The organism is Umezawaea endophytica, from assembly GCF_025061645.1.
In the GTDB taxonomy this organism is placed as follows: domain Bacteria; phylum Actinomycetota; class Actinomycetes; order Mycobacteriales; family Pseudonocardiaceae; genus Umezawaea; species Umezawaea endophytica.
In genome coordinates, this window is record NZ_JANYMP010000012.1 from 242297 (window position 1) to 265611 (window position 23315).

The following is a 23315-nucleotide window of genomic DNA, read 5'->3' on the forward strand; positions in this document are numbered from 1 at the left end:
CTCAGGGTCCTCCCGCGGTACTCCTTCGGTCAAGGGGAAATCGGGCGGATACCCTGATCGGGCCATGAGCAACGTTTCCGAAACCCCAGAGGTCCGCGTCCGCTTCTGCCCGTCGCCGACGGGCACACCGCACGTCGGGCTGATCCGCACCGCCCTGTTCAACTGGGCTTTCGCCCGGCACGTCGGCGGCAAGGTCGTCTTCCGCGTCGAGGACACCGACGCCGCGCGCGACTCCGAGGAGTCGTACGAATCACTCCTCGAAGCCCTCCGCTGGCTGGGCCTCGACTGGGACGAGGGCCCCGAGGTCGGTGGACCGCACGAGCCGTACCGGCAGAGCCTCCGGCGCTCGGTCCACGAGGACATCGCCAAGCGCCTGTTCGCCGCCGACGAGCTCTACGAGTCGTTCTCCACCAACGACGAGGTCGAGGCCCGCCGCAGGGCCGCGGGCCAGGACCCGAAGCTCGGCTACGACAACTTCGACCGCGACCTCACCGACGAGCAGAAGGCCGCGTTCCGCGCCGACGGCCGCGAACCCGTGCTGCGCCTGCGGATGCCGGACAGCGACATCACGTGGACGGACCTCGTCCGCGGCGAGATCACCTTCAAGGCGGGCAGCACCCCGGACCCGGTGATGGTGCGGGCGAACGGGGTTCCGCTGTACCCGTTCGTGAACCCGGTCGACGACGCGCTCATGGGGATCACCCACGTGCTGCGCGGCGAGGACCTGCTGCCGTCCACCCCGCGCCAGATCGGGCTGTACCAGGCGCTCCAGCGCATCGGCGTGACCGGATTCACCCCCGAATTCGGACATCTGCCGACCGTGACCGGCGACGGCAACAAGAAGCTGTCCAAGCGGGACCCCCAGTCGAACCTGTTCCACTACCGCGATCTGGGCTTCCTGCCCGAAGGCCTGCTGAACTACCTCGCGCTGCTCGGCTGGTCCATCGCCGAGGACAACGACATCTTCAGCGTCGAGGAGATGTACGCGGCCTTCGACATCGCCAAGGTCAGCTCCAACCCGGCCCGCTTCGACCTGAAGAAGGCCGAGGCGATCAACGGGACGCACCTGCGCGCCCTGCCCGTCGAGCAGTTCACCAGCGCCGCGCTGCCGTACCTGGCGGCGGACGGCGTGCTGCCCGCCGAACCGAGCGCCGAGCAGGTCGCCCAGTTGGCCGCCATCGCCCCGCTCGTCCAAGAGCGACTGGCGCTGCTCTCCGAGGCCTCGGACATGGTCCGCTTCCTTTTCGCGGCAGAGGAATCGTTCACCCCGGAGCCCGCGTCCGCCGCCAAGGCGCTGGGTCCTGATGCCGAACCCGTGCTGCGCGCGGCGATCGACTCGCTCCAGGCGCTCGACGAGTGGACGACCGAGGCAATCCAGGACGCGCTGAAGACGTCCCTTGTGGACGGACTCGGCCTCAAGCCGAAGAAGGCGTTCGCCCCCGTGCGGGTCGCCGTCACCGGCCGGACGGTGTCACCGCCGCTCTACGAATCGATGGAACTGCTCGGCAAGGATCGCTCGATCGGCCGATTGCTTCGAGCGCTCGGGGCAGCGTGACTCGTGCGTTCGGTGGCTTGAGCGTTGCTTGACCGTGCAAGAGCCAGCAGATATCACCTCCTTAGCCGAATCGGCCGAGGGGTGATCGCACCTAGCCTCACGGGGTGACAACTGCTTCCCCGACTTTCACGCTCAAGAGAACCGGCGAAATCCGCGCAATCTCGCTCGACGTCGACGACACCCTCGTCGACTACAGCACCTCGTCTCGGGCCGCGCTGGCCTCGATGGTGGGTAACGCCGACGCGTGGACGTTGTGGCAGCGGATCACCGACGACCACTGCACGAGGCTGTTAGCAGGGGAACTCCAGTACGAGACGATGCGGAACATCCGCACCCGCGCCTTCTTCGCCGCCCTCGGCGAGGACCTCGACCAGGCGGAAGCCACGCGCCGCGAAATGCGCCGCCAAGAGGTCCTCGCCGACGGCTGGAGCCTGTTCCCGGACGTCGTCCCGTGTCTGGAGTGGCTCCGCGCCACCGGCCTGCCCATCGCCGCCGTGAGCAACGCCTCAGGCCGCCACCAGCGGGTCAAGATCGCCGCGCTCGGCCTCGCCGAGTACTTCGACACCGTGCTCATCGCCGGGGAGGTCGGCGCGGCCAAACCGGACCGCATGATCTTCGACACGGCCTGCTCCGACCTCGGCGTCCCGCTCACCGAAACCGTGCACGTCGGCGACCGGCTGCACGCCGACGCCATCGGGGCCCGCGACGCCGGGATGCGCGGCGTCTGGCTCAACCGCCAAGGCCCCCGCGAAGGCACCATGCCCGCAGGCATCAGCACCATCAGCACGCTCGCCGAGCTACCCGAACTGCTCGTCTGCGAACTCTCCACCGCGCACGCCTGAACACCCGCCAGGACGGCGCGCACCGGCCCCCACCTCGCCCGATGGGTTGAAGTGGGGGCCGATTTCACTTCTGCGGGCACCGTGGTCTAGTATTCATCTCGTTGGAACGAGCGGCCCTCAGCGCGAAGAGCGGGAGAGCTGATCAGGAAAACATTGGGGTATGGTGTAATTGGCAGCACGGCTGATTCTGGTTCAGTCAGTCTAGGTTCGAGTCCTGGTACCCCAGCTGCAAGAGTAGAAATCAGAGTCTGATACGCTGCTCCAGCAACAAGCAAGACCGAATAAGTGCAAGAACAAGTGAATTACCTAGGGCCCCGTCGTCTAGCGGCCTAGGACGCCGCCCTCTCAAGGCGGTAGCGTGGGTTCGAATCCCATCGGGGCTACAGATCTGGGGGATCCCCATGCGCAGAAGACGCGCATGGGGATCTTTCGCATTTGCGCTGGGGCTCTCGCCCCAGACCCCAAGGCAGGGAGGGCTTCGCCCCCCTGCACCCCCCGGTGTGTGCAGGTGGTGCTGCGTGTGGGGGCGGTGCGTGGGTGGGGAGTGGCTCGACTGCGTCGTCGGTAAGTATGGGTTTTGGGTGTGGGTGTGGCAAAGGCCGTGAGTGGGGGCTCACGGCCTTTGTGTGTGTTGGGGGTTTGGGTGTTTGTGTGGTGTTAGAGGCGGGATTGTAGGGCTTCTGCTGCTGCTAGTAGGTCTGCTGCCCATCTTGCGCCTGGGCGTCTGCCCATGCGGTCTATTGGGCCGGAGACTGAGATTGCGGCTACTACTTGGCCTGCGCTGTCTCTTACCGGGGCGCTTACGCTGGCTACGCCTGGTTCGCGTTCTGCGACGCTTTGGGCCCAGCCTCGTCTGCGGACCTCTAGGAGGGTGCGTTCGCCGTAGACGGCGTCGGCCAGGACGGATCTTTGGGTGCCTGGGTCGGACCAGGCTGCTAGGACTTTGGCGCCTGAGCCGGCTGTCATGGGGAGTCTGGCGCCTATGGGGACCGTGTCCCGCAGGCCGCTGGGGGGTTCGGCTGAGGAGACGCAGATTCTTTGCATGCCGTCCCGGCGGTAGAGCTGGACGCTTTCGCCGGTTATGTCGCGTAGGCGGGGCAGGACCGAGGCCGCCGCGTCGAGCAGGGGGTCGGTCGCGCCGCCCGCCAGTTCCGCCAGTGCCGCGCCTGGACGCCAGCGGCCGTCTGAGCCCCGTCGGAGGAGGCGGTGGACCTCCAGGCCTACCGCCAGGCGGTGGGCCGTCGCTCTTGGCAACCCCGTCCGGTTGCAGAGCTCGGCAAGTCCACACGGATCCTTCGCGACGGCGTTCAACACGGCCACAGCCTTGTCCAGCACGCCGATCCCGCTATGCTGTCCCACAGCGCGATACTAACTTCCCGGTATCTGGGAAGTCCAGAAGTTATCGGGAGCCCCCGCTCTGGATGGAGCTCCCACCCACGGACCGATGGGGATGAAGCGATGGGCCGCACACTCGCGGAGAAGGTGTGGGAGGCGCACGTCGTGCGCCATGGCGACGGCGCCGAGCCGGACCTGCTCTACATCGACCTCCACCTGCTGCACGAAGTGACGAGTCCGCAGGCGTTCGACGGGCTCAGGCTCGCGGGCCGCGGGCTGCGCCGCGTCGACCTGACGATCGCCACCGAGGACCACAACGTGCCGACGGTCGACATCGACCAGCCGATCGCGGACCTCGTGTCGCGGACGCAGGTGGACACGCTGCGGGCGAACTGCAAGGAGTTCGGCGTCCGCCTGCACCCCATGGGTGACGCGGAGCAGGGCATCGTCCACGTGGTGGGCCCGCAGCTCGGCCTCACCCAGCCGGGCATGACGGTGGTGTGCGGCGACAGCCACACCTCCACGCACGGCGCGTTCGGCGCGCTGGCCTTCGGCATCGGCACGTCCGAGGTCGAGCACGTGATGGCGACGCAGACGTTGCCGCTGCGGCCGTTCAAGACGATGGCCATCACGGTCGACGGCGAGCTGCGCGAGGGCGTCACGGCGAAGGACGTGATCCTCGCGGTCATCGCGAACATCGGCACCGGTGGCGGCCAGGGCTACGTGCTGGAGTACCGCGGCGCGGCCATCGAGGCGCTGTCGATGGAAGCCCGCATGACGGTGTGCAACATGTCCATCGAGGCTGGTGCGCGGGCCGGGATGATCGCCCCGGACGAGGTGACGTTCGAGTACCTGAAGGGGCGTCCGCACGCTTCCGTTGGTGCCGAATGGGATGCCGCGGTCGAGTACTGGAAGACCCTGCGCACGGACGACGACGCGGTCTTCGACGCCGAGGTCCACATCGACGCGAGCACCCTGACCCCCTTCGTCACGTGGGGGACGAATCCTGGACAGGGGCTGCCGTTGGGCGCCTCCGTGCCGGACCCCGAGGCGATCGGCGACGACAACGAGCGGGTCGCGGCCGAGAAGGCGCTCGCCTACATGGGCCTCGAACCGGGCACGCCGCTGCGGGACATCAGCGTGGACACGGTGTTCCTGGGGTCGTGCACGAACGGCCGCATCGAGGACCTGAGGGCCGCCGCGGCCGTGCTGCGCGGGCACCGGGTGGCCGACAGCGTGCGCATGCTCGTGGTGCCCGGCTCGATGCGCGTTCGCGCCCAGGCGGAATCCGAAGGGCTGCACGAGATCTTCCTCGCGGCGGGCGCCGAGTGGCGCCAGGCGGGCTGTTCCATGTGCCTCGGCATGAATCCGGACCAGCTCAAACCCGGCGAGCGCAGCGCCTCCACGTCCAACCGCAACTTCGAGGGCAGGCAGGGCAAGGGCGGGCGCACCCACCTCGTCTCCCCGCTGGTGGCGGCCGCCACGGCCGTGCGCGGCACCCTCTCCTCACCCGACGACCTGGCCTGAGAAGGGATTCAGAGACCATGGACGCGTTCACCACCCACACGGGCATCGGCGTGCCGCTGCGCAGGTCCAACGTGGACACCGACCAGATCATCCCGGCCGTCTACCTGAAGCGCGTCACCCGCACGGGCTTCGAGGACGGCTTGTTCGCCGCCTGGCGCAACGACGAGCACTTCATCCTCAACCAGGAGCCCTTCACGTCCGGCTCCGTCCTGGTCGCCGGCCCCGACTTCGGCACCGGGTCCTCCCGCGAACACGCCGTCTGGGCGCTCATGGACTACGGCTTCCGGGTCGTGATCTCCTCCCGCTTCGCCGACATCTTCCGCGGGAACTCCGGCAAGCAGGGCCTCGTGGCCGCCGAGGTCGAGCAGTCGGACGTCGAACTGCTCTGGAAGCTGCTCGAAACCGAGCCGGGCACCGAGGTGACCGTCGACCTGGCGGAGAAGACGGTCCGCGCAAAGGACTTCACGGCGGCCTTCCGGATCGACGACTACACCCGCTGGCGGCTGCTCGAAGGATTGGACGACATCGCCCTGACCTTGCGCCACGCCGATCTGATCGACGACTTCGAGTCCCGCCGCCAAGGTTGGCTGCCCACCACGGATCCCCTTCCGACGAGCTGAGAGCGGGCCTCGGATTCCTCTCTGACGAGGGAGGATCCGAGGCCTCCCAGCCCCTCCCAAAGTGCCCCAGGAGGGGGTTTCTGTCCCTCGACAGAGCGCAATTGCCCACGCCACAACGAAAAATATGGCGTGGCGATTGGTATTTCCCTTCATATGGGCTTACCGTGGCCATCAGTCGGCCCGACTAAGGGCCGTAAGCGTCCTGGGAGGGACTGACGGTGAACAAGGCCCAGCTCATCGAGGCGCTGTCCGAGCGTCTTGGCGACAAGAAGAACGCCGCCGCTGCTGTCGACGGGCTCGTCGACGTGATCGTTCGCAGCGTCCACAAGGGCGAGAAGGTGAACATCACCGGGTTCGGCGTGTTCGAGAAGCGCGCCCGCGCGGCGCGCACCGCTCGCAACCCGCGCACCGGCGAGACCGTCAAGGTCAAGAAGACCAACGTGCCCGCTTTCCGCGCCGGCTCGACGTTCAAGGACGTCGTGAGCGGTGCCAAGAAGCTGCCGCGTGTTGCCGCTGCCGCAAAGGCTCCGGCCGCTGCCGCGACGACGACGCGTGCGGCCGCTGCCGCGAAGCCCGCGACCGCCACCAAGGCGCCGGCGACCCGCAGCACCACGGCACGGACGACCACGACCCGCACGGCACGTGCGACGACCGCCCGCACGGCCGCCGCGGCGACCAAGGCCCCGGCGACCCGCAAGACCGCCACGGCAGCGGCGAAGCCCGCCGCCGTGAAGGCTCCTGCGGCCGCCAAGGCCCCCGCCAAGACGGCTGCCGCGAAGGCACCCGCCAAGACCGCAGCGGCGAAGCCCGCCGCCGCGGCCAAGAAGGCCCCCGCCGCCAAGACGACGGCAGCAGCGGCCAAGGCCCCCGCCGCCACCAAGGCAGCGGCGAAGCCCGCCGCCGCCAAGAAGGCACCGGCGGCCAAGAAGAAGTAGCACCACCTCCCCCCAGGGGGAGCAGCACCAACGCCCAGGGCCCGATGCGGACGCGCATCGGGCCCTGGCGTTTGCCTTTTCCGCCTCCAAGAGCACGTCAAACGTGTTTTGGAGGTATGTCGGGGAACCTGGGGACCGCGTCCACAACCGTGAACCGCTCCTCCTTGCGAGCGTTGAAGACGACGACATTCCACCGCCCGGCAGGCGATGCGCGAGCCGCCCCGGACGCCACGGCGTAATCCGGCCGTGATGGGTCGATGCCCCACCGAACGCTTTGCGCCCAGCCGTAGTTCTGCGGTGCCACGACCATTCCGCGGAACCCAGCGGGAACCCCGCACGGCAATTCCGTGGACGCCGACCGCCCGACACCCGAGTCTGGTCGCGTGGAACTCGACGTGAAGCAGAACCGGAAGGCGTGGGAAGCGGCCTCGCAGAAGCACGTGCGCGAGTACGACGAACTACTGGCACAGGCCCGCGACGAGACTTCCCTGTTCCCACGAGAACAGGAACTACTACGTCCGCTGCTGCGACCAGGCCCAGTCGTGGTCCACCCGCAGAGCGGCCACGGCCTGGACGACATCGCCCTGGTAGCAGCAGGCGCGACCAGGGTCGTCGGCGTCGACTTCAGCCCCACCGCCGTTGCCTCGGCCCGGAGGAGAGCCGTTGACCTTGGTGTTCCTTGTCACTACGTGGTGGGGCAGATGCCAGGAGCGCCCTTGGCGAACGCGTGCGCGGACGTGGTCTACACCGGCAAGGGCGCGCTGATCTGGATGCCGGACCTGGACGCGTGGGCCACGGACGTGGCACGGCTGCTGCGACCAGGGGGATGGCTGTTCTTGTACGAGTCGCACCCGGCGGTACCACTGTGGACGTGGGACGAGGACGAGCCGCGGATTCGAGGGGATCGGGGGTACTTCGAGCGGGGGTTCGTGAACGACACTTTCCCAGGGCACGGGGCGGTGGAGGCGCAGGCGACGCTGGGGGAGGTCGTCACGGCCGTTGTACGGGCCGGGATGGAGGTCCGGGTGCTGGAGGAGTACGCGGAGCCGTTCTGGAGAGCTGGGGGCGTGGACGCGGCCGCTTGGCGCGGGTCACTGCCGAACTCGTTCGCGTTGATGGCCCGGAAGGTGGATGTGGGTGGGTGAGGGAGAGGGGAAGGGGAGAGGGATGGGTCGGTTGGGTGGGTGAGGGGAGGGGCTGGTCGGTTGGTGGGTGGGTGAGGGTCGGTTGGGTGGGTGGGGAGAGAGGTGGCTGGGTTGGGTGGGGTTGGTTGAGTGGGTGGGGTTGGGTGGGCAGCGGGTTGGGTGGGTGAGGTTTGGAAGTCGGGTTGGTGGATCGGTCGGTTCGTGGGGATTGTTGGGGTGGGGCTGGGCTGGGGCGCCTCGACTTCGTCGTCGGCTGGGGGTCCCCCACCGCCACCCCGCTCGCGCGATTGTCTCTAGCTTTGTCCCTGTTTTGTCAAGGCGGGAAAGATGCCTTGACAAAACAGGGACAAAGCTGAGGGCGCTTCGGATCGGGGCGGCGGCGGGGGAGTGCGGTGGGTTGGTTGCGTGCTTCCGCGCGGGTGTCGTTGTTGGGCCAGGCGAGAGGATGGGGAAGCGGTTGGGATGGAGGTGGCCAAGCGCTGATGCTGTGGGCAGGCAGGCAGGCAGGGGCTGTGCCAGGCCAGGGAACGCCACCGCCGTGCAGAGCTGTCGTGCCCAGCCGTCGTACCCAGCCGTCGTACCGGGCTGCCGTACTCAGCCGTCGTACTGGGCTGTCATGCCCAGCCGCGTCCTACTGGGCTGTCGTACTCGACGACTGCCGTACTTAGCCGCAATACCTGGACGTTGTGCCTGATACGAGCCACGACCGCCCAACCCTCACGACGCTCCCTGCGACCAACCACCTGCGCAACCGCCACCCCACCTACGCAACGTGGTCGATTTTACTTGGGGGATTTGCCCCTTAAACTTGCGTCGGACGGCAGCTTCACCTCTGCCCTTTATTGTCCGACGAAGGGGCAAATCTAGGGGCCCCAAGTCAAATCGACCACCCACCGCATGCTCTGACCCCGCACCGTCCGCCAACCCAAGACCGGCCCCAAAAACCCAGGTCAAGGCCGAGGCGCGGGCAACGCACTGGGCAAGTAGTGCGCGGACACCAACCGCGGCCACCCCACCACCGAGTCCGAAGTGGACCACCCCTCCCGAGGCCGGGTGAAGGCGAGCACCCAGACGCTCCCCTTCTTGCACGGCACGTCCCCCACCCTCAACCCCCCGATGTCCGCCAACTTCGTCACCAGATCGGGGATCACCCCACCCTGGGAAGACACCACCGGCACACCCTCATCCCCGGTGATCTCCAAGAACCGCACCAACCCCGCGTCCGGGTCCGGCCAGTAGCCCTCCTCGGACAACCGGACCTCCCGCCGAACCGAAGTCCGCAGGTCATCCGCCACACCCTGCACCGTCTGCACGCACCGGACCCGAGGCGCCGCGTACACCCGCCCTGGCGCGAACAACGGCAACAACGACCGCACGGCCTCAGCCTGTCGCCACCCGGCCGAGCTCAACGGGCGGAGGTCGTCATCGCCCGGCCAGTTCTCCCGCTTCCCAGCTTTCGCGTGCCGCACCAGCAGCACCGTCTTCAGATCGGCGGGCACCAGCGCGAACGCGCCCAGCACGTCCCGGTCCAACGAGCGCGTCACCAGCGCCGCCGCCTCCGGCACGGGCAGCCAGCGCAGTTCGTCCGACTCGGAGTTGGGCACGAACGATCCCCACAGGGCTCGCGCGCTGAAGTAGTCCACGACCTTGGGCCTGCCGAAGGCCTTGTAGTGCACCTGGGACACGTGCCTGCCGAGGGCGGCGTGGTAGCCGGTCTCCTCGTAGACCTCGCGCACGGCGGCGGCGGGCACGGTCTCGCCCGCGTCCAGCTTGCCCTTGGGGAGTGACCAGTCGTCGTAGCGCGGCCGGTGGACGACCGCGACCTCGACGGTCCCGTCGTCGTCGCGCCACAGCACCGCACCGGCCGCCCGAATGGTGTCGGTCGACAACACGCGTCTCCTTAGGAAGTGCTCACGCCCTGCGCACGGTGTCGGCGCAGCATCTCGGTCTGGTGGTCGCGCACCACCGTGCCGTCGGAGGGGGACGCGTCCCACTCGCCGTCCGACCGCAGCACCCAGCAGCGGGTGGCGGGTTCCAGCGCCGATTCGAACATGTAGTCGAGCTGGGCGGTCAGCTTCGGGCCGGTGACGCGCAACTGCACCTCGACCCTGCGGTCCAGGTTGCGGTGCATCATGTCAGCGCTGCCGATCCAGTGCTCGTCCGCCCCGATGAAGTGGAACACCCGCGAGTGCTCCAGGAAGCGGCCGAGGATCGAGCGGACGTGGATGTTCTCGCTCAGGCCGCGGATGCCCGGCTTGAGCGCGCACACGCCGCGCACCACGATGTCCACCCGCACACCGGCCTGCGACGCGCGGTAGAGGGCGTCGATGACCTCCTCGTCCACGAGCGAGTTCACCTTGATCCGCACACCGGCCGGGTGGCCCGCGCGGGCGAGGTCGATCTCGTCCTGGATGCGTTCCACGATCCCGCGCCGCACGCCGTAGGGCGCGACCAGGATGCTGCGGTAGTTGTCCTGCCTGGCGTACCCGGTCAGGACGTTGAACAGGTCGGTGAGGTCCGCGCCGACCGACGGCTCGGCGGTCAGGATGCCGACGTCCTCGTACAGCCGCGCGGTCTTCGGGTTGTAGTTGCCCGTGCCGATGTGGCAGTACCGGCGGATCGTGGACCCCTCCTGCCGCACGACCAGCGACGTCTTGCAGTGCGTCTTCAGGCCGACGAGCCCGTACACGACGTGCACGCCCGCCTTCTCCAGTTGCCGCGCCCACTTGATGTTCGCCTGCTCGTCGAACCGCGCCTTGATCTCCACCAGCGCCACGACCTGCTTGCCCGCCTCGGCCGCGTCGATCAGCGCGTCCACGATCGGCGAGTCGCCCGACGTCCGGTACAGGGTCTGCTTGATCGCCAGCACGTGCGGGTCGGCCGCCGCCTGCTCGATGAACCGCTGCACGCTCGTGGAGAACGAGTCGTACGGGTGGTGCACCATCACGTCGCCCTCGCGCAGCGTCGCGAACACGCTCTTCGGCGTCTCGCGCTCACCGAACGCGGGGTGCGTCGCGGGCACGAACGGCGGGTCCTTCAACCCCTTGCGGTCCAGGCTGTAGAGCTGGAAGAGGCACGAGAGGTCGAGCAGACCCGGCACCTGCACGACGTCGTCCGGGTCCACCTCCATCTCGCGCAGCAGCAGTTCCAGCATGTGCTCGGTCATGTCGTCCGCGACTTCCAGCCGCACGGGCGGGCCGAACCGGCGGCGCGCCAGCTCGCGCTCCAACGCCTGGAGCAGGTCCTCGTCGCGGTCCTCCTCCACGTCGAGGTCTGCGTTGCGGGTGACCCGGAACGCGTGGCACTCGATGACCTCCATGCCCGCGAACAGCTCGCCGAGGTGCGCGGCGATGAGCTGCTCCAGCGGCAGGAACGTCGCCGAACTGCTGGCGCGGTCCGCTTCCACGCGCACCAGCCGCGGCACGTTGTCCGGCACCTTCACGCGGGCGAACCGCTCGGTGCCGCCCTCCGGGTCCCGCACCGTCACGGCGAGGTTCAGCGACAGCCCCGAGATGTACGGGAACGGGTGCGCCGGGTCGACGGCGAGCGGTGTCAGCACCGGGAACACCTGGTCGCTGAAGTAGTTCGACAGCCGCAGCCGGTCGAAGTCCGTCAGCTCCCCCCACGTCACCAGGCTGATCCCGTTGCGGTCCAGGCCGGGCCCGACGTGGTCGAGGAACGCCCGCGCGTGCTGCTCGACGAGCTCCTGCGTGCGCTTGAAGATGTTCGCGAGCTGCTCGCGGGGTGTGAGGCCGTCCGCGCTGCGCACCGACAGGCCGGTCTCGTCGCGGCGCTTCAGCCCCGCGACCCTGACCATGTAGAACTCGTCGAGGTTCGACGCGAAGATCGCCAGGAACTTCGCCCGTTCGAGGAGCGGCTGCGACGAGTCCTCGGCCAGCGCGAGCACCCGCGCGTTGAAGTCCAACCAGGACAGTTCGCGGTTGAAGTAGCGGTCGTCCGGCAGGTCCGCCGTCGGCGGCGAGTCGGACGTGACGGCGGGCGGTGACGACGGGACCGATCGGGCACCGGTCGTGACAGCGGGTGGTGACTCGACGACCGGGTCGGGCGTCCGCGCTCGGCGGGTCGCCGGTCGGGGCTTGCGCCGAGGGGTGCTCGCGGACGTGCTCGTCCGGATCCTTCGCTTCGGCGTGGCCTTGTCGTCGCTGTCGTCCGTGGTCACACCTGCATTGTGCCGTGCGAATCGCCGAAACGCCTCGATCGTGGACGACTACCGGGTGAACTCCCCGTCACACGACTGGATCGAATTAGACCGGGCGGAGCACACCCGTCACCGAACCGTCGTCGTCGCGACGCAGAGTGACGCGCTGGCCGGGTCGCAGCGACCGCCAGCCGCCCTCCGCGACAGCCCCCGCCGACACGTCCACGAGCAGTCCGTCGTCGCGCAGCACGGTCGCCGAGCCGTCGGCGTGGAAGGCGCTCACCGTCGCCTGCTCGATCATGGCGCTCACGCTAGTGCCCCCGGCGCCGCGCCGTGGTCGGACAGGTTCCCGGCGCGGCGCGTCCGGGGTGGACCCGGCGCGGGGCTTCAGCCGCACACCGGGAGCAGGGCGGCGGTCCGGGACCCCAGCCCCAGCACCGCCGCCAGCCCGAGGTCCTCCGCCGTGTCCACGTCGGTGCGCAGCGACGGCCACGGGCCGAGCAGCGCCACCGCGCCGGACGCGGCGTGCGCGTCCGCCGAACCGACGCCGAAGCGCGGGTCGAGTTCGCCGCCGGGAGCGGACAGCAGCAGCGTCGTGCCGGTGCCCTGCCGGTCCGGGCAGTACGCGCGGCCCGCCGCGGCGTCGATCGCGGCGGCCAGCTCGTTCGCGCGCAACGCGGGCAGGTCCGCCTGGAGCGCGCCCACCACCGACCTCGGGTCACGGGCGCGCAGCAGGGCGGCGCCGTGGCGCAGCGCGGGGTTCAGGCCCTCCGGGCCGGGCGCGGACTCGACGCCCAGCGCGGTCAGCTCGGCGACCACCGCCGGGTCGGACGTGACGGCCAGCACGTGCCGGACGACCCCTGCCGCGGCGGTGACGGTGTCCAGCGCGAGCGCCAGCGCCAGCGCGGCGTGCGCGTCCGGGTCGCCCGCGCCGCGGTCGGCCGCGCCCAGCAGCCTGGTCTTGGCCCGGTCGAGCGTCTTGACTGGTACCACGAGGTCCACTTGGCGGCGCACCTCGCCATACTCCCCGATGTCGGCTGGACCTGGCCGGGGCACCCGAGGAAGACTCCAGGTCCGCGGTGGACGAGTCGAGGGAGAACACGTGGTCAGGGAGAAGGGCGGCTTCTGGGTCGGGGTCGCCGCGGCGATCGTCTACCCGATGTCCGCGGCGCTCGGCAGGAGGCGCACGGTGCACGGGGAGCGCCTGCCCCGCAGCGGCGGCACGCTCCTGGTGATGAACCACGTCTCCCACCTCGACCCCTGCTACGACGCGGTGTTCGTGCACAGCCACGGCCGGGTGCCCCACCTGCTCGGCAAGCACAGCCTGTGGAACGTGCCGATCATGGGCTCGATCCTGCGGGGCGCCAAGCAGATCCCGGTCTACCGCGGCACCACCGACGCCCAGCAGAGCCTGCGCGCGGCGCACGAGGCGCTGGCGGGCGGCCAGCTCGTGCTGATCTACCCGGAGGGGACGATCACCCGCGACCCGGACGGTTGGCCGATGACGTCGCGGACCGGCGTCGCCCGGCTCGCGCTCCAGCACGAGGGCCCGGTGATCCCGGCCGCCCGCTGGGGCACCAGGGAGATCTACGACGGCTACTCCAAGAAGTTCCGGCCGTTGCCGCGCAAGACCGTGGTGACCCTCGTCGGGGAACCGGTCGACCTGTCCGCGTACCGGGACCAGCCGCAAACGCTCGCGCTGCTGCGCGAGGTGACGGACCTGCTGATGGGCGAGGTGAAGGACCTCCTCGCCGACATCCGCGGGGAGCAGGCTCCGGAGGGCTTCCACGACTCCGCGAAGAACCGGGACGAGAACTGACATGAGCGTGCAGCGGGTTGCCGTGCTGGGTGCCGGGTCGTGGGGCACCGCCTTCGCCAAGGTGATCGCCGACTCCGGACCGGAGGTCGTGCTGTGGGCGCGCCGCGACTCCGTGGCCGACTCGATCAACGGCTCCGGGGTCAACGAGGACTACCTGCCCGGCACGAAGCTGCCGTCGAACCTCAGCGCCACCACGAAGGTGGACGAGGCGCTCGACGGCGCGCAGGCCGTCGTGCTGGCCGTGCCGAGCCAGACGCTGCGCGCGAACCTCGTGGGCTGGCGTGACTCGCTGCCCGAGGGCGCGACGCTGGTCAGCCTCGCGAAGGGCGTCGAACTGGGCACGCTCAAGCGGATGAGCGAGGTGATCCGCGAGGTCGCGGGCGTGCCGGAGGACCAGGTCGCGGTCGTCTCGGGACCCAACCTGGCCAAGGAGATCGCGGCCGAGCAGCCCACCGCGACGGTCATCGCGTGCACCGACCACGACCGCGCTGTCGCGCTCCAGCAGGCGTGCTCCAACGGCTACTTCCGGCCGTACACCATCACCGACGTCGTCGGCTGCGAACTCGGCGGCGCCTGCAAGAACGTCATCGCGCTCGCCTGCGGCATGGCCGCGGGGCTCGGGTTCGGCGACAACACGATGGCGTCGATCATCACCCGCGGCCTCGCGGAGACGGCCCGCCTCGGCGCCGCGCTCGGCGCGGACCCGTTGACGTTCGCCGGGTTGGCCGGACTGGGCGACCTCGTCGCCACCTGCGCGTCGCCGCTGTCGCGCAACCGGACGTTCGGCCACCGGCTGGGGCTGGGCGAAAGCCTGGCGCAGGCGCAGGAGGCCGCGCACGGGCAGGTCGCCGAAGGCGTGAAGTCGTGCTCGTCGATCCGCGAACTCGCGCAGCGCCACGGCGTCGACATGCCGCTGACCGACGGCGTCCACATGGTGTGCCACGACGGCATGGACCCGCGCACCCTCGGTGCCGCCCTCATCGGCCGCGAACCCAAGGCGGAGCGCCAGTGACCGCCGGCCCGGACGGCAGGGAGTACGGCGACGGCACGCGGGTCGTCCACGCGGGCGCCCCCGAACGCCTGCCCGGCGGCGCTTTCATGGGCAGCCCGGTGTTCGCGTCGGCGTTCCACCTCACGGGCGAGGACACCTACGGCCGGTCCGGCAACCCGACGTGGCGCGCGCTCGAAGCGGCGCTCGGCGAGCTGGACGGCGGCGAGTGCGTCCTGTTCCCGTCCGGCATGGCGGCCATCTCCACGGTGCTGCGCCTGGTGCTCCGCACCGGCGACACGGTGGTGCTGCCCGGCGACGGGTACTTCCTGACCAGGAAGTTCGTGGCGGAGCACATGGACGTCGTCGTCCGCGAGGTGCCGACCGCGGGCCCGTGGCCGGACTTCGACGGCGTCTCGTTGGTGCTGCTGGAAACCCCGTCCAACCCCGGCCTCGACGTGTGCGACATCGCCGCGCTGTCCCACGCCGCGCACGCGGCGGGCGCGCTCGTGGCCGTGGACAACACGACCGCGACCCCGTTGGGGCAGCAGCCGTTGCGGCTCGGCGCCGACATCGTCGTCGCCAGCGACACGAAGGCCGTCGCGGGCCACAGCGACGTCCTGCTCGGCCACGTGTCCACAACGGACGCCGTGCTCGCCGAACGGCTGCGCGGCGCCCGCACGGTCGGCGGCGCCATCCCCGGCCCGTTCGAGGCGTGGCTGGCCCACCGCGGCCTCGGCACGCTCGACCTGCGGCTCACCAGGCAGGCCGCGAACGCCGCCGCGCTGTACGACGTGCTCCGCGTGCACCCGGCCGTCACCGGCCTGCGCTGGCCGGGCGCCCCGCAGGACGAGGCGTACGCGTTGGCGGCGCGGCAGATGCGCCGCTTCGGCGGCGTGCTCACGTTCCAGCTCCCCGACGTCGCCGCCGTGGACGCGTTCCTCGCCCGGTCCAGGCTCATCGCCGCCAGCACCAGCTTCGGCGGGCTGCACACCAGCCTCGACCGGCGCGCGCAGTGGGGCGACCCGGTGCCGGAGGGCCTGGTGCGGCTGTCCGCGGGCTGCGAGGACACCGCCGACCTGGTCACGGACGTCCTGGCGGCACTGGCGTAGCTCGATCGGGTGGAGTGCCTCCCAAGGAGTGGGAGCCGGTTGAGCGGGTGCGAACGGGCTGCGAGAATCGCCCGGTGTTGTTGCGCGCGATGATCGACGGGCGGGGTCACATCGACCTCAGCCTGGTCGCCAGCGCGCTCTGTCCTTGTCGGTGATCTTCTCGCGCCCTGCCGGTCGGTGACGACCGGTGCCGCTTTGATCCCGAAGGACCACACCCCTCATGTTCGCCGTTCCGGACAACACCATCGCCCTGCCCGAGTCCCGCGCCGCCGTGCACCCGGTGCGCATCGCACTGGGCTACGCCGCCGACCGCGCGTCCTGGCGCCACCTGCTCCGCTACGACCCCGACCAGCGGTTCGCCGCGCTGGTCGAGCGCACGGCCTCCGAGGAGGTCTGGCTGATGAGCTGGCTGCCCGGCCAGGAGACCGACCTGCACGACCACGGCGGCTCCACCGGGGCGTTCACGCTGGTCAGCGGCTCGCTGACGGAGACGGTCGCCACGGCGCACGCCCAGGTGCTGCACAGCCTCACCGCGGGCCAGTCGCGGGTGTTCGGCCCGAACTACGTGCACCGCGTGCGCAACGACGGTCCTGACCCGGCGGTCACCGTCCACGTCTACCGCGACGGTGGCCGGGCCATGACCCCGTACCGCTTCGACCCGCTCGACGGGCCTACCGCCGTCCGCTGACGTGCTCCGGCAGGGCCGTGTCCCCGGTGAGCCGGGGGCACGGCTCGGGCTCGCCGTACGACGTCCGGATCGGCAGCACGCCCGCCCACGCCGTGGACTCCGCGACGTCCTCGTCGTCGTCGCCGGGGGGACCGCTGCGGATCTTCACCGACGCCTCGGTCAGGTCGAGCGCGAGCACGGCGGTGGCGGCCAGTTCGCGGGCGGTCGGCTGCCGCGCGTAGTCCCACGACCCCGGTGACAGGTGCTCGGTCAGCACCTTCAGCGCGTGCGTCTTGGTCTCCGGGTCGAGCACCGGCACGGCCGTCCCGTGCACCACGGCGCAGCGGTAGTTCATCGAGTGGTTGAACAGCGACCGGGCGTAGACGATGCCGTCGAGCAGCGTCACGGCGACGCTCACCGGCACCCCGCCCTCTGCCTCGCGCAGCGTTCGCGCGCCGGTGGAACCGTGCAGGTAGAGGGTGTCGCCATCGCGGCCGTAGCCGGTGGGCAGCACGACCGGGGCGCCGTCGACGACGACCGCGAGGTGGCACACCAGGCCCGCGTCGAGCACCTCGTGCAGGGCGGATCGTTCGGTCACGGCACGCTTCTTGCCGCGCTTGATCGTGCTGCGCGGCGTGGGCGACAAGGTCATGGTTCCATCGTCAGCCGGAAAGTGGCATCCTTCAATGACCAATTCCACTGTATTTGGAAGGGCCACTTTGACGGACACCGCGTTCCCGGTCACGCTCGACCGCTCGTCGCCCGAACCGCTCGCCGTGCAGCTCGCCGACGCCATGCGCACCGCGGCCGCCGAGGGCAGGCTGCGCAGCGGCGACCGGCTGCCCTCGACCAGGGCGCTGGCCGAACGCCTTGGCGTCAGCCGCACCGTCACGGCCGCGGCGTACGAGCAGCTCCACGCCGAGGGCTGGATCGCGGGCAGGCACGGCAGCGGCACCTACATCACCACGACCCCGCCGGGCGCGCTCAAGGGTCGCACCAAGCGCGCCGCTCCGACAGCCGCGCCCCGCGAGGTCATCGACCTCGCGCCCGGCGCCCCGTGGGCCGGTGGCCTGGACAAGGCGGCCTGGCGGCGGGCGTGGCGGGCCGCCGCCGACACGATGCCGCTGCTGCGCCCGCAGCGCGGGGGACTGCCGGAGTACCGCGAGGTCGTCGCCGAGCACCTGCTGCGCCACCGCGGCCTCGCCGTGCTCGGCGGGCTGCGGGAGGAGCTGGTGCTGGCCACGGGCGGCACGACGGCGGCGCTGACCGAGCTGGCGGCGGCCGTGCTCAAGCCCGGCGACGCGGTGGCCGTGGAGGAACCCGGCTACCAGCGCGCGGTCGGCGCGATGCGCGCGGCGGGCCTGCGGGTCGTGCCCGCGCCGGTCGACGCCGAAGGCCTGCTCGTGGAGGGCGTGCCGAAGGGCGTGCGGGCGGTGTACTGCTCGCCCGCGCACCAGTACCCGATGGGCGGCCGGATGTCCGCGGGCCGCCGGGTCGCGCTGGTCGAACGGGCTCGCCGCGACGGCTGGCTGGTCATCGAGGACGACTACGACGGCGAACTGCGCTACGACGTGGCCCCGCTGCCGCTGCTGGCCGCGCTCGCGCCGGACGTGGTCGTGCACCTCGGCACGACCAGCAAGATCCTCACGCCGACGCTGGGCACCGGCTGGATGGTCGCGCCCGAGTCGATCGCCAGCGCCGTGCTCGCCCACCGCGACCGCACCGGCACCGGGCCCGCGCCCGCCGGGCAGCGCGTGGTCGTGGAACTCGCCCGGCACGGCGACCTGGGCAGGCACCTGCGCAAGCTGCGCCGCGAGCTGTCCGAACGGCGGGCGCTGCTGGTGGAGGCGCTGGCCGCGGCGGGCGTGCCGGTGCTCGGCGACGACGCCGGCGCGCACGTCGTCGTGCGGGTGTCGACCGACGAGGCGGAGCAGGAGCTGCTGGCCGCCGCGGAACGGCGTGGCCTCCGGCTCGACGGGCTGGCCCGCCACCACGCGGGACGGCCGAGGGTCCACGGCGTCGCCATCGGCTACGCCGCGTGCTCGCGGGAGCAGCTCGTCTCGGTGCTCCCGGCGCTGGTCGAGCTGCTGGTCGCGGCCGCCCCTCCGGACTAGCCCATCCGGGTAGGGTCGGGCCCCATGACGCAGCGCAAGACCAGGGTCGCGGTGGTGTTCGGCGGTCGGAGCAGCGAGCACACCGTCTCCTGCGTGTCCGCCGGGAGCGTGCTGCCCAACCTGGACCGCGACCGCTTCGAGATCGTCCCCGTGGGCATCACCCCCGAAGGCGCGTGGGTGATCGGCGCGGACGACCAGCTCGCGCTGACGATCGAGAACCGCGAGCTGCCCACGGTGGCCTCGCTCGTGCCCGTGTCCGGCGGCGAGCTGGTGCCGACGGACCCCGCCGTCGTGGTCGCGGGCGTCGACGTGGTGTTCCCGCTGCTGCACGGCGCGTGGGGCGAGGACGGCACCGTCCAGGGCCTGCTGGAGCTGGCGGACGTGCCCTACGTCGGGCCCGGTGTGCTCGCGAGCGCGGTCTCGATGGACAAGGAGTACACGAAGAGGTTGTTGGCGGCCGAGGGCCTGCCGGTCGGCGCCTTCGAGGTGCTCAAGCGCGACCAGGCCACGCTGACCGTCGACCAGCGCGACCACCTGGGCCTGCCGGTGTTCGTGAAGCCGTGCCGCGCCGGGTCGTCCGTCGGCATCTCGAAGGTCGTGGACTGGGCGCACCTGGACGACGCCATCGCGTTCGCCCGCCAGACCGACCCGAAGGTCATCGTCGAGGCCGCCGTCGTCGGCCGCGAGATCGAGTGCGGCGTCCTGGAGTTCCCCGACGGCCGGGTCGAGGCGTCGCTGCCCGCCGAGCTGCGCGTCGTGGGCGGCTCCGTCGACTGGTACGACTTCGACTCGAAGTACCTCGACGACGTGGCCGAGTTCGACATCCCCGCGAAGCTCGACGACGACCTCACCGAGCGGCTGCGCGAGATGGCGGTCACCGCGTTCCGCTCGCTCGACTGCCAGGGACTGTCCAGGGTGGACTTCTTCGTCACCGAGTACGACGAGCTGGTGCTCAACGAGGTCAACACCATGCCCGGCTTCACGCCCATCTCGATGTTCCCGCGCATGTGGGCCGTCACCGGGGTCGACTACCGGACCCTGCTGACGACCCTGGTCGAGACCGCGATCACCCGCGGCACCGGCCTGCGCTGAACCGGGGTCAGCCCTGCGTCCGGACCGGTCCCTTGGCGAGCGAGTCGCGGATCGTCGTCGACACGTCCTGGAGCGGCCCCGTGCCCGCGTCGGAGGGAACGGTCAGCGCGATGACGACCGGGCGGTCGACGGCGAACCACGTCGCCGCGTCGGAGCCCTGGACCTCCAGCCACTGCACGTCCGAGATCACCCGGAGCTGGGAGGTCGGCGTCAGCTCGCCGGGGCGGTCGAGGCCGCAGCGCAGCACGAGCGGCTTGTGCTCCGCGTCACCCCACGCCACGGCGCCCGCGGGGGCGGGGGTGGCGAGTTCCCGACGCGGCAGCGTCGACCCGTCCGACACCAGCGTCAGCGGCAGCTTCCCGAGCAGCGACGTGCACTCGGGGGACTCCGCGGCGGGAGCGGTCACCGGCACGAGCGCCAGTGGACCGGAGTTGTCGGCGGTCGGTAGGGCGGGGTCGGCGGCACCCGACGTGCCGAGGACGAGCCCGACCGCCGCCACCGCGACCGCGAGCAGCACCGGGAGGCCGATGGCCACGGCGAGCAGCGGTCGGGGCAACGACGAGACGGGCTCGGATTCGGTCGGCTGATCCTGTGGCACAGCCCTATGACAGCACGTCGCTACAAGTTGACCACTGGGCAGGTCAGGGTCCGTGTGATCCCTTCCACATTTTGGATGCGGGCCACCACGAGCTGGCCGAGCTGGTCGACGGTCTCGGCGTCCGCCCGGACGATCACGTCATAAGGACCCGTGACGTCCTCCGCGGACGAAACCCCCGGAATCCCGGCGATCTCCCCCGCGACGGCGGCTGCCTTCCCGACCTCGGTCTGGATGAGGATGTATGCGTGCACCACGGCGTGCCCCTTCGTCGCGACAGGTTAGGTCGGGGTAGGAACTTGACCAGCAACGTACCGCAGTTGGAGTTCCGAATGCTCAGAACGGGAGGCAATCTTGCGTCCGGACCCGCCGCAAGACGCGGACACGGTCGCTGAAGTGGGTGAGTTCGGTCTCATCCGCCGAGTGACGGCCGGTCGGACGCAGCCACCCACCACGCTGCTCGGGCCGGGTGACGACGCAGCGGTCGTCGCCGCGCCCGACGGCCGCGTGGTGGCCTCGACCGACGTCCTCGTCGAGAACGTCCACTTCAGACTCGACTGGTCATCTCCCGAGCAGGTCGGGCGGAAGGCCGCCGCCGTCAACCTCTCCGACGTCGCGGCCATGGGCGCGATGCCGACCGCGCTCCTCATCGGACTGGCCTGCCCGTCGGACACCCCGGCGGCCGTCGTGGACGGCATCACCGCCGGCCTGTGGCAGGAGGCCACCGTCGCGGGCGCTGGTGTCGTCGGCGGCGACATGGTGAGCTCCGAGACACTGGTGATCTCCATTACTGCGCTGGGCGACCTCAATGGACTAGAGCCCGTCCTGCGGTCGGGCGCGCAGGTCGGCGACGTCGTGGCGGTGTGCGGCAAGCTCGGCTGGGCGGCGGCTGGTCTCGCCGTCCTCAGCCGGGGGTTCCGCTCGCCGGTGGCCGTGGTCGGCGCCCAGCGCACCCCGGAACCGCCCTACCCGGCGGGCCCGCAGGCCGCCGCGGCGGGCGCCACCTCCATGATCGACACCTCGGACGGCCTGCTGGCGGACCTGGGTCACGTCGCGGACGCGTCCGGCGTGGGCATCGACATCCGCACGGAACTGCTGGAGGTCCACCCGAGGCTGGTCGACGTGGCGTCGGCGCTGGGCGCGGACGCCCGCCACTGGGTCCTCACCGGTGGCGAGGACCACGCGCTGGCGGCCACGTTCCCCGACCCGGCCCTGGTGCCGGAGGAGTGGCAGGTGATCGGCTCGGTGCGGCACGGCGGCGGCGTGACGGTCGACGGCCGCACCTACGAGAAACCCCCTGGATGGGAGCACTGGCGGTAGGTATCTTCTGGGTTATGGAACTATGCACGGTCACGTATGACCATCCAGACGCGGTGAAGCTGATCGACGGCGTCCAGAAGGTCTACGTGGAGCGCTACGGCGACGAGGACATCACCCCCGTCGACCCGGCGGAGTTCAGCGCGCCGCACGGGTTCTTCGTCGTCGGCTACCTGGACGGCGAGCCCGTCGCCTGCGGTGGCTGGCGCGCGCACGACGTGGCCGAGTCGCCGCTGCGGCCGGGCGACGCGGAGATCAAGCGCATGTACGTCGTCGACGCCGCCAGGGGCAAGGGCCTGGCCAGGCGGGTGCTGGCCGAACTGGAGCGCGCGGCGCGGGAGGCGGGGCGCACCAGGATGGTCCTGGAGACCGGCTCCATCCAGCCGGAGGCGATAGCGCTCTACCTGAGCAGCGGGTACGAGCGGATGCCCAACTTCGGCAGCTACCGCGACGACCCGCTGAGCCTCTGCTTCGGAAAGGCGCTGGTCCCCACGGCCGAGTGACGAACGGGTACCCGGTCAGCCCCTCCTGCCCGCCCCCGTCCGGCGGTACCGTTGAGGTCTCGATCTTGGGGGGAGACCAGGGTGAACTGGACCGAACGACCGCTGGTCCTCAGCGAGCGGACCCTGAGGCGGGGCTGGGAGACCGGCTGGGCGCTGGCCCTGCCGCTGGTGGCGGGCGCGCTGACCTGGACGGCCACCGGCAACGCCTGGCTGACGCTGTTCGCCGCCGTGGTGCTCGGCGTCCTGTTCTTCCAGATCGCCCGCCCCGGTTTCGAGGTGCCGCCCAGCGGCCACCCGATCGCGGACAACGCCGCCGACGCCGCCGCGGAACCCGTGTGGGCGCAGGTCCGTTGGATCTCCTCGCCCCGCGTGCCCCGCGTGGTCCCGGTCGTCGCACTGGCGACCGCCCCCGGCGGTGAGGTCCGCCAGGTCTTCCAGGTCGCCTGCGGCGACGCGCCGGGCCAGCTCCGAGCGGACGGCATCCCCTTCGCCGCCGAACTGGTGAGCACCCGACCACCGCTCCTGCGCATCTCCGGCGAGGAGCCGGTGGCGCTGCGGCGGGAACGCTCCACCGCCGCGTCCGTGCTGGCGGACCCCGACTACGCCGACCCGCCGCGACCGCCGACCACTCGGCCCCTCACCCAGTGGTGGCAACGCCCCTACGCTCGCCGGGCCGCGGCCCTGCTCACCGCCGATCCGCAGTGGATCCCGGTCCGGCTCGTCCCCGCCGCCGCGGGCCCCCACGGCCCGTGGGTGGTCGTGCGCCCCAGCGACGGCCACGTGCTGGCCCGCCAGTACCTCCCCCGAGCCGTCAAGGGCGTCCCGCGCGGACCCCACAGCGCGCTGATGGGCGTTCCACGGGGCTCCGCCGTGCTGGACGAGAACGAGGCAGGCGACTCGGTGGACGGCGTGCTCTACGGTCAGGGCTGGTCGAACCCGGCCCTCCTGCGCGGAATCCGCATCCGCCACGTGGGCTGATCCCCGAGGAGG

The 23315-nt window shown here is 70.9% G+C and carries 23 protein-coding genes and 2 tRNA genes; 17 read left to right on the forward strand and 8 right to left on the reverse strand.

Features of this window, described 5'->3' with window-relative positions; genetic code table 11:
• The first annotated feature begins 64 nt into the window (after positions 1-64).
• The 4 genes from gltX (at position 65) to NZH93_RS25320 (ending at position 2780) form a co-directional block, all read left to right on the forward strand.
• Positions 65-1555: a glutamate--tRNA ligase gene (gene gltX, locus NZH93_RS25305; protein ID WP_259625679.1), complete on the forward strand. Its 1491-nt coding sequence runs from the start codon at positions 65-67 to the stop codon at positions 1553-1555.
• Between the two features lie 104 nt (positions 1556-1659).
• On the forward strand, positions 1660-2397 hold the full coding sequence (locus tag NZH93_RS25310; protein WP_259625680.1) for an HAD family hydrolase: 738 nt from the start codon (positions 1660-1662) through the stop codon (positions 2395-2397).
• A 154-nt stretch (positions 2398-2551) separates the two neighbouring features.
• Positions 2552-2623, forward strand: a tRNA-Gln gene (locus NZH93_RS25315).
• 84 nt (positions 2624-2707) lie between these two features.
• Positions 2708-2780, forward strand: a tRNA-Glu gene (locus NZH93_RS25320).
• 274 nt (positions 2781-3054) lie between these two features.
• Here the strand turns inward: NZH93_RS25320 and NZH93_RS25325 are convergent.
• Positions 3055-3756, reverse strand: a complete 702-nt coding sequence (locus NZH93_RS25325; protein WP_259625681.1) for an IclR family transcriptional regulator — start codon at positions 3754-3756, stop codon at positions 3055-3057.
• A gap of 99 nt (positions 3757-3855) precedes the next feature.
• Between NZH93_RS25325 and leuC the strand changes: the two genes are divergently transcribed.
• The 4 genes from leuC to NZH93_RS49995 all read left to right on the forward strand — a co-directional run bounded on the left by leuC (position 3856) and on the right by NZH93_RS49995 (position 7959).
• Complete coding sequence (gene leuC / locus NZH93_RS25330; protein WP_259625682.1) at positions 3856-5259, forward strand: 3-isopropylmalate dehydratase large subunit; 1404 nt, start codon at positions 3856-3858, stop codon at positions 5257-5259.
• 17 nt (positions 5260-5276) lie between these two features.
• Positions 5277-5879, forward strand: a complete 603-nt coding sequence (gene leuD, locus NZH93_RS25335; RefSeq protein ID WP_259625683.1) for a 3-isopropylmalate dehydratase small subunit — start codon at positions 5277-5279, stop codon at positions 5877-5879.
• Positions 5880-6097: 218 nt separating this feature from the next.
• Positions 6098-6814, forward strand: coding sequence for an HU family DNA-binding protein (locus NZH93_RS25340; RefSeq protein WP_259625684.1), 717 nt, complete (start codon positions 6098-6100; stop codon positions 6812-6814).
• Positions 6815-7197: 383 nt separating this feature from the next.
• Positions 7198-7959, forward strand: a complete 762-nt coding sequence (locus NZH93_RS49995; protein WP_308214238.1) for a class I SAM-dependent methyltransferase — start codon at positions 7198-7200, stop codon at positions 7957-7959.
• 950 nt (positions 7960-8909) lie between these two features.
• Here the strand turns inward: NZH93_RS49995 and NZH93_RS25350 are convergent.
• From NZH93_RS25350 to cofC, 4 genes are all read right to left on the reverse strand, one after another.
• Positions 8910-9848 carry an NUDIX hydrolase gene (locus NZH93_RS25350; protein ID WP_259625736.1) on the reverse strand — a complete coding sequence of 313 codons (939 nt, stop codon included), beginning with the start codon at positions 9846-9848 and terminating at the stop codon, positions 8910-8912.
• 11 nt (positions 9849-9859) lie between these two features.
• Positions 9860-12139, reverse strand: a complete 2280-nt coding sequence (locus NZH93_RS25355; protein ID WP_259625685.1) for an RNA degradosome polyphosphate kinase — start codon at positions 12137-12139, stop codon at positions 9860-9862.
• Between the two features lie 85 nt (positions 12140-12224).
• The gene (locus NZH93_RS25360) at positions 12225-12419 is read right to left on the reverse strand and encodes a hypothetical protein (protein ID WP_259625686.1); all 195 of its coding nucleotides are present in this window, start codon (positions 12417-12419) and stop codon (positions 12225-12227) included.
• Between the two features lie 86 nt (positions 12420-12505).
• On the reverse strand, positions 12506-13132 hold the full coding sequence (gene cofC / locus NZH93_RS25365; protein WP_259625687.1) for a 2-phospho-L-lactate guanylyltransferase: 627 nt from the start codon (positions 13130-13132) through the stop codon (positions 12506-12508).
• Positions 13133-13220: 88 nt separating this feature from the next.
• On the opposite strand from cofC, the gene NZH93_RS25370 reads away from it, so the two are divergent.
• From NZH93_RS25370 to NZH93_RS25385, 4 genes are all read left to right on the forward strand, one after another.
• On the forward strand, positions 13221-13937 hold the full coding sequence (locus NZH93_RS25370) for a lysophospholipid acyltransferase family protein (protein WP_259625688.1): 717 nt from the start codon (positions 13221-13223) through the stop codon (positions 13935-13937).
• A 1-nt stretch (position 13938) separates the two neighbouring features.
• A complete protein-coding gene (locus tag NZH93_RS25375) occupies positions 13939-14949 on the forward strand; it encodes an NAD(P)H-dependent glycerol-3-phosphate dehydrogenase (protein WP_259625689.1) in 1011 nt (336 codons plus the stop codon).
• A complete protein-coding gene (locus tag NZH93_RS25380; protein ID WP_259625690.1) occupies positions 14946-16037 on the forward strand; it encodes a cystathionine gamma-lyase in 1092 nt (363 codons plus the stop codon). Before NZH93_RS25375 ends, NZH93_RS25380 begins: the two co-directional genes overlap by 4 nt.
• A gap of 220 nt (positions 16038-16257) precedes the next feature.
• Positions 16258-16725: a cysteine dioxygenase gene (locus NZH93_RS25385; protein WP_259625691.1), complete on the forward strand. Its 468-nt coding sequence runs from the start codon at positions 16258-16260 to the stop codon at positions 16723-16725.
• On the opposite strand, the gene NZH93_RS25390 is transcribed toward NZH93_RS25385, so the two are convergent.
• The gene (locus NZH93_RS25390) at positions 16709-17356 is read right to left on the reverse strand and encodes a pyridoxamine 5'-phosphate oxidase family protein (RefSeq protein ID WP_259625692.1); all 648 of its coding nucleotides are present in this window, start codon (positions 17354-17356) and stop codon (positions 16709-16711) included. The genes NZH93_RS25385 and NZH93_RS25390 overlap by 17 nt on opposite strands.
• Before the next feature lie 34 nt (positions 17357-17390).
• Here NZH93_RS25390 and pdxR point away from each other — a divergent pair, with 34 nt between their 5' ends.
• Positions 17391-18818, forward strand: a complete 1428-nt coding sequence (gene pdxR, locus NZH93_RS25395; protein ID WP_259625693.1) for a MocR-like pyridoxine biosynthesis transcription factor PdxR — start codon at positions 17391-17393, stop codon at positions 18816-18818.
• 24 nt (positions 18819-18842) lie between these two features.
• Positions 18843-19910 (forward strand): D-alanine--D-alanine ligase family protein, encoded by a 1068-nt coding sequence (locus NZH93_RS25400; protein ID WP_259625694.1) that lies wholly within the window; start codon positions 18843-18845, stop codon positions 19908-19910.
• Between the two features lie 7 nt (positions 19911-19917).
• Here NZH93_RS25400 and NZH93_RS25405 read toward each other — a convergent pair whose 3' ends face one another.
• Positions 19918-20508 carry a DUF3515 domain-containing protein gene (locus NZH93_RS25405; RefSeq protein WP_259625695.1) on the reverse strand — a complete coding sequence of 197 codons (591 nt, stop codon included), beginning with the start codon at positions 20506-20508 and terminating at the stop codon, positions 19918-19920.
• A gap of 20 nt (positions 20509-20528) precedes the next feature.
• The gene (locus NZH93_RS25410) at positions 20529-20762 is read right to left on the reverse strand and encodes an Lrp/AsnC family transcriptional regulator (protein WP_259625696.1); all 234 of its coding nucleotides are present in this window, start codon (positions 20760-20762) and stop codon (positions 20529-20531) included.
• Between the two features lie 97 nt (positions 20763-20859).
• Here NZH93_RS25410 and NZH93_RS25415 point away from each other — a divergent pair, with 97 nt between their 5' ends.
• The 3 genes from NZH93_RS25415 to NZH93_RS25425 all read left to right on the forward strand — a co-directional run bounded on the left by NZH93_RS25415 (position 20860) and on the right by NZH93_RS25425 (position 23303).
• Positions 20860-21825: a thiamine-phosphate kinase gene (locus NZH93_RS25415; RefSeq protein ID WP_259625697.1), complete on the forward strand. Its 966-nt coding sequence runs from the start codon at positions 20860-20862 to the stop codon at positions 21823-21825.
• A 14-nt stretch (positions 21826-21839) separates the two neighbouring features.
• Positions 21840-22325: a GNAT family N-acetyltransferase gene (locus tag NZH93_RS25420; RefSeq protein ID WP_259625698.1), complete on the forward strand. Its 486-nt coding sequence runs from the start codon at positions 21840-21842 to the stop codon at positions 22323-22325.
• A gap of 81 nt (positions 22326-22406) precedes the next feature.
• Entirely contained in the window at positions 22407-23303 is an 897-nt protein-coding gene (locus NZH93_RS25425) for a hypothetical protein (RefSeq protein ID WP_259625699.1), read from the forward strand.
• Positions 23304-23315 lie beyond the last annotated feature (12 nt).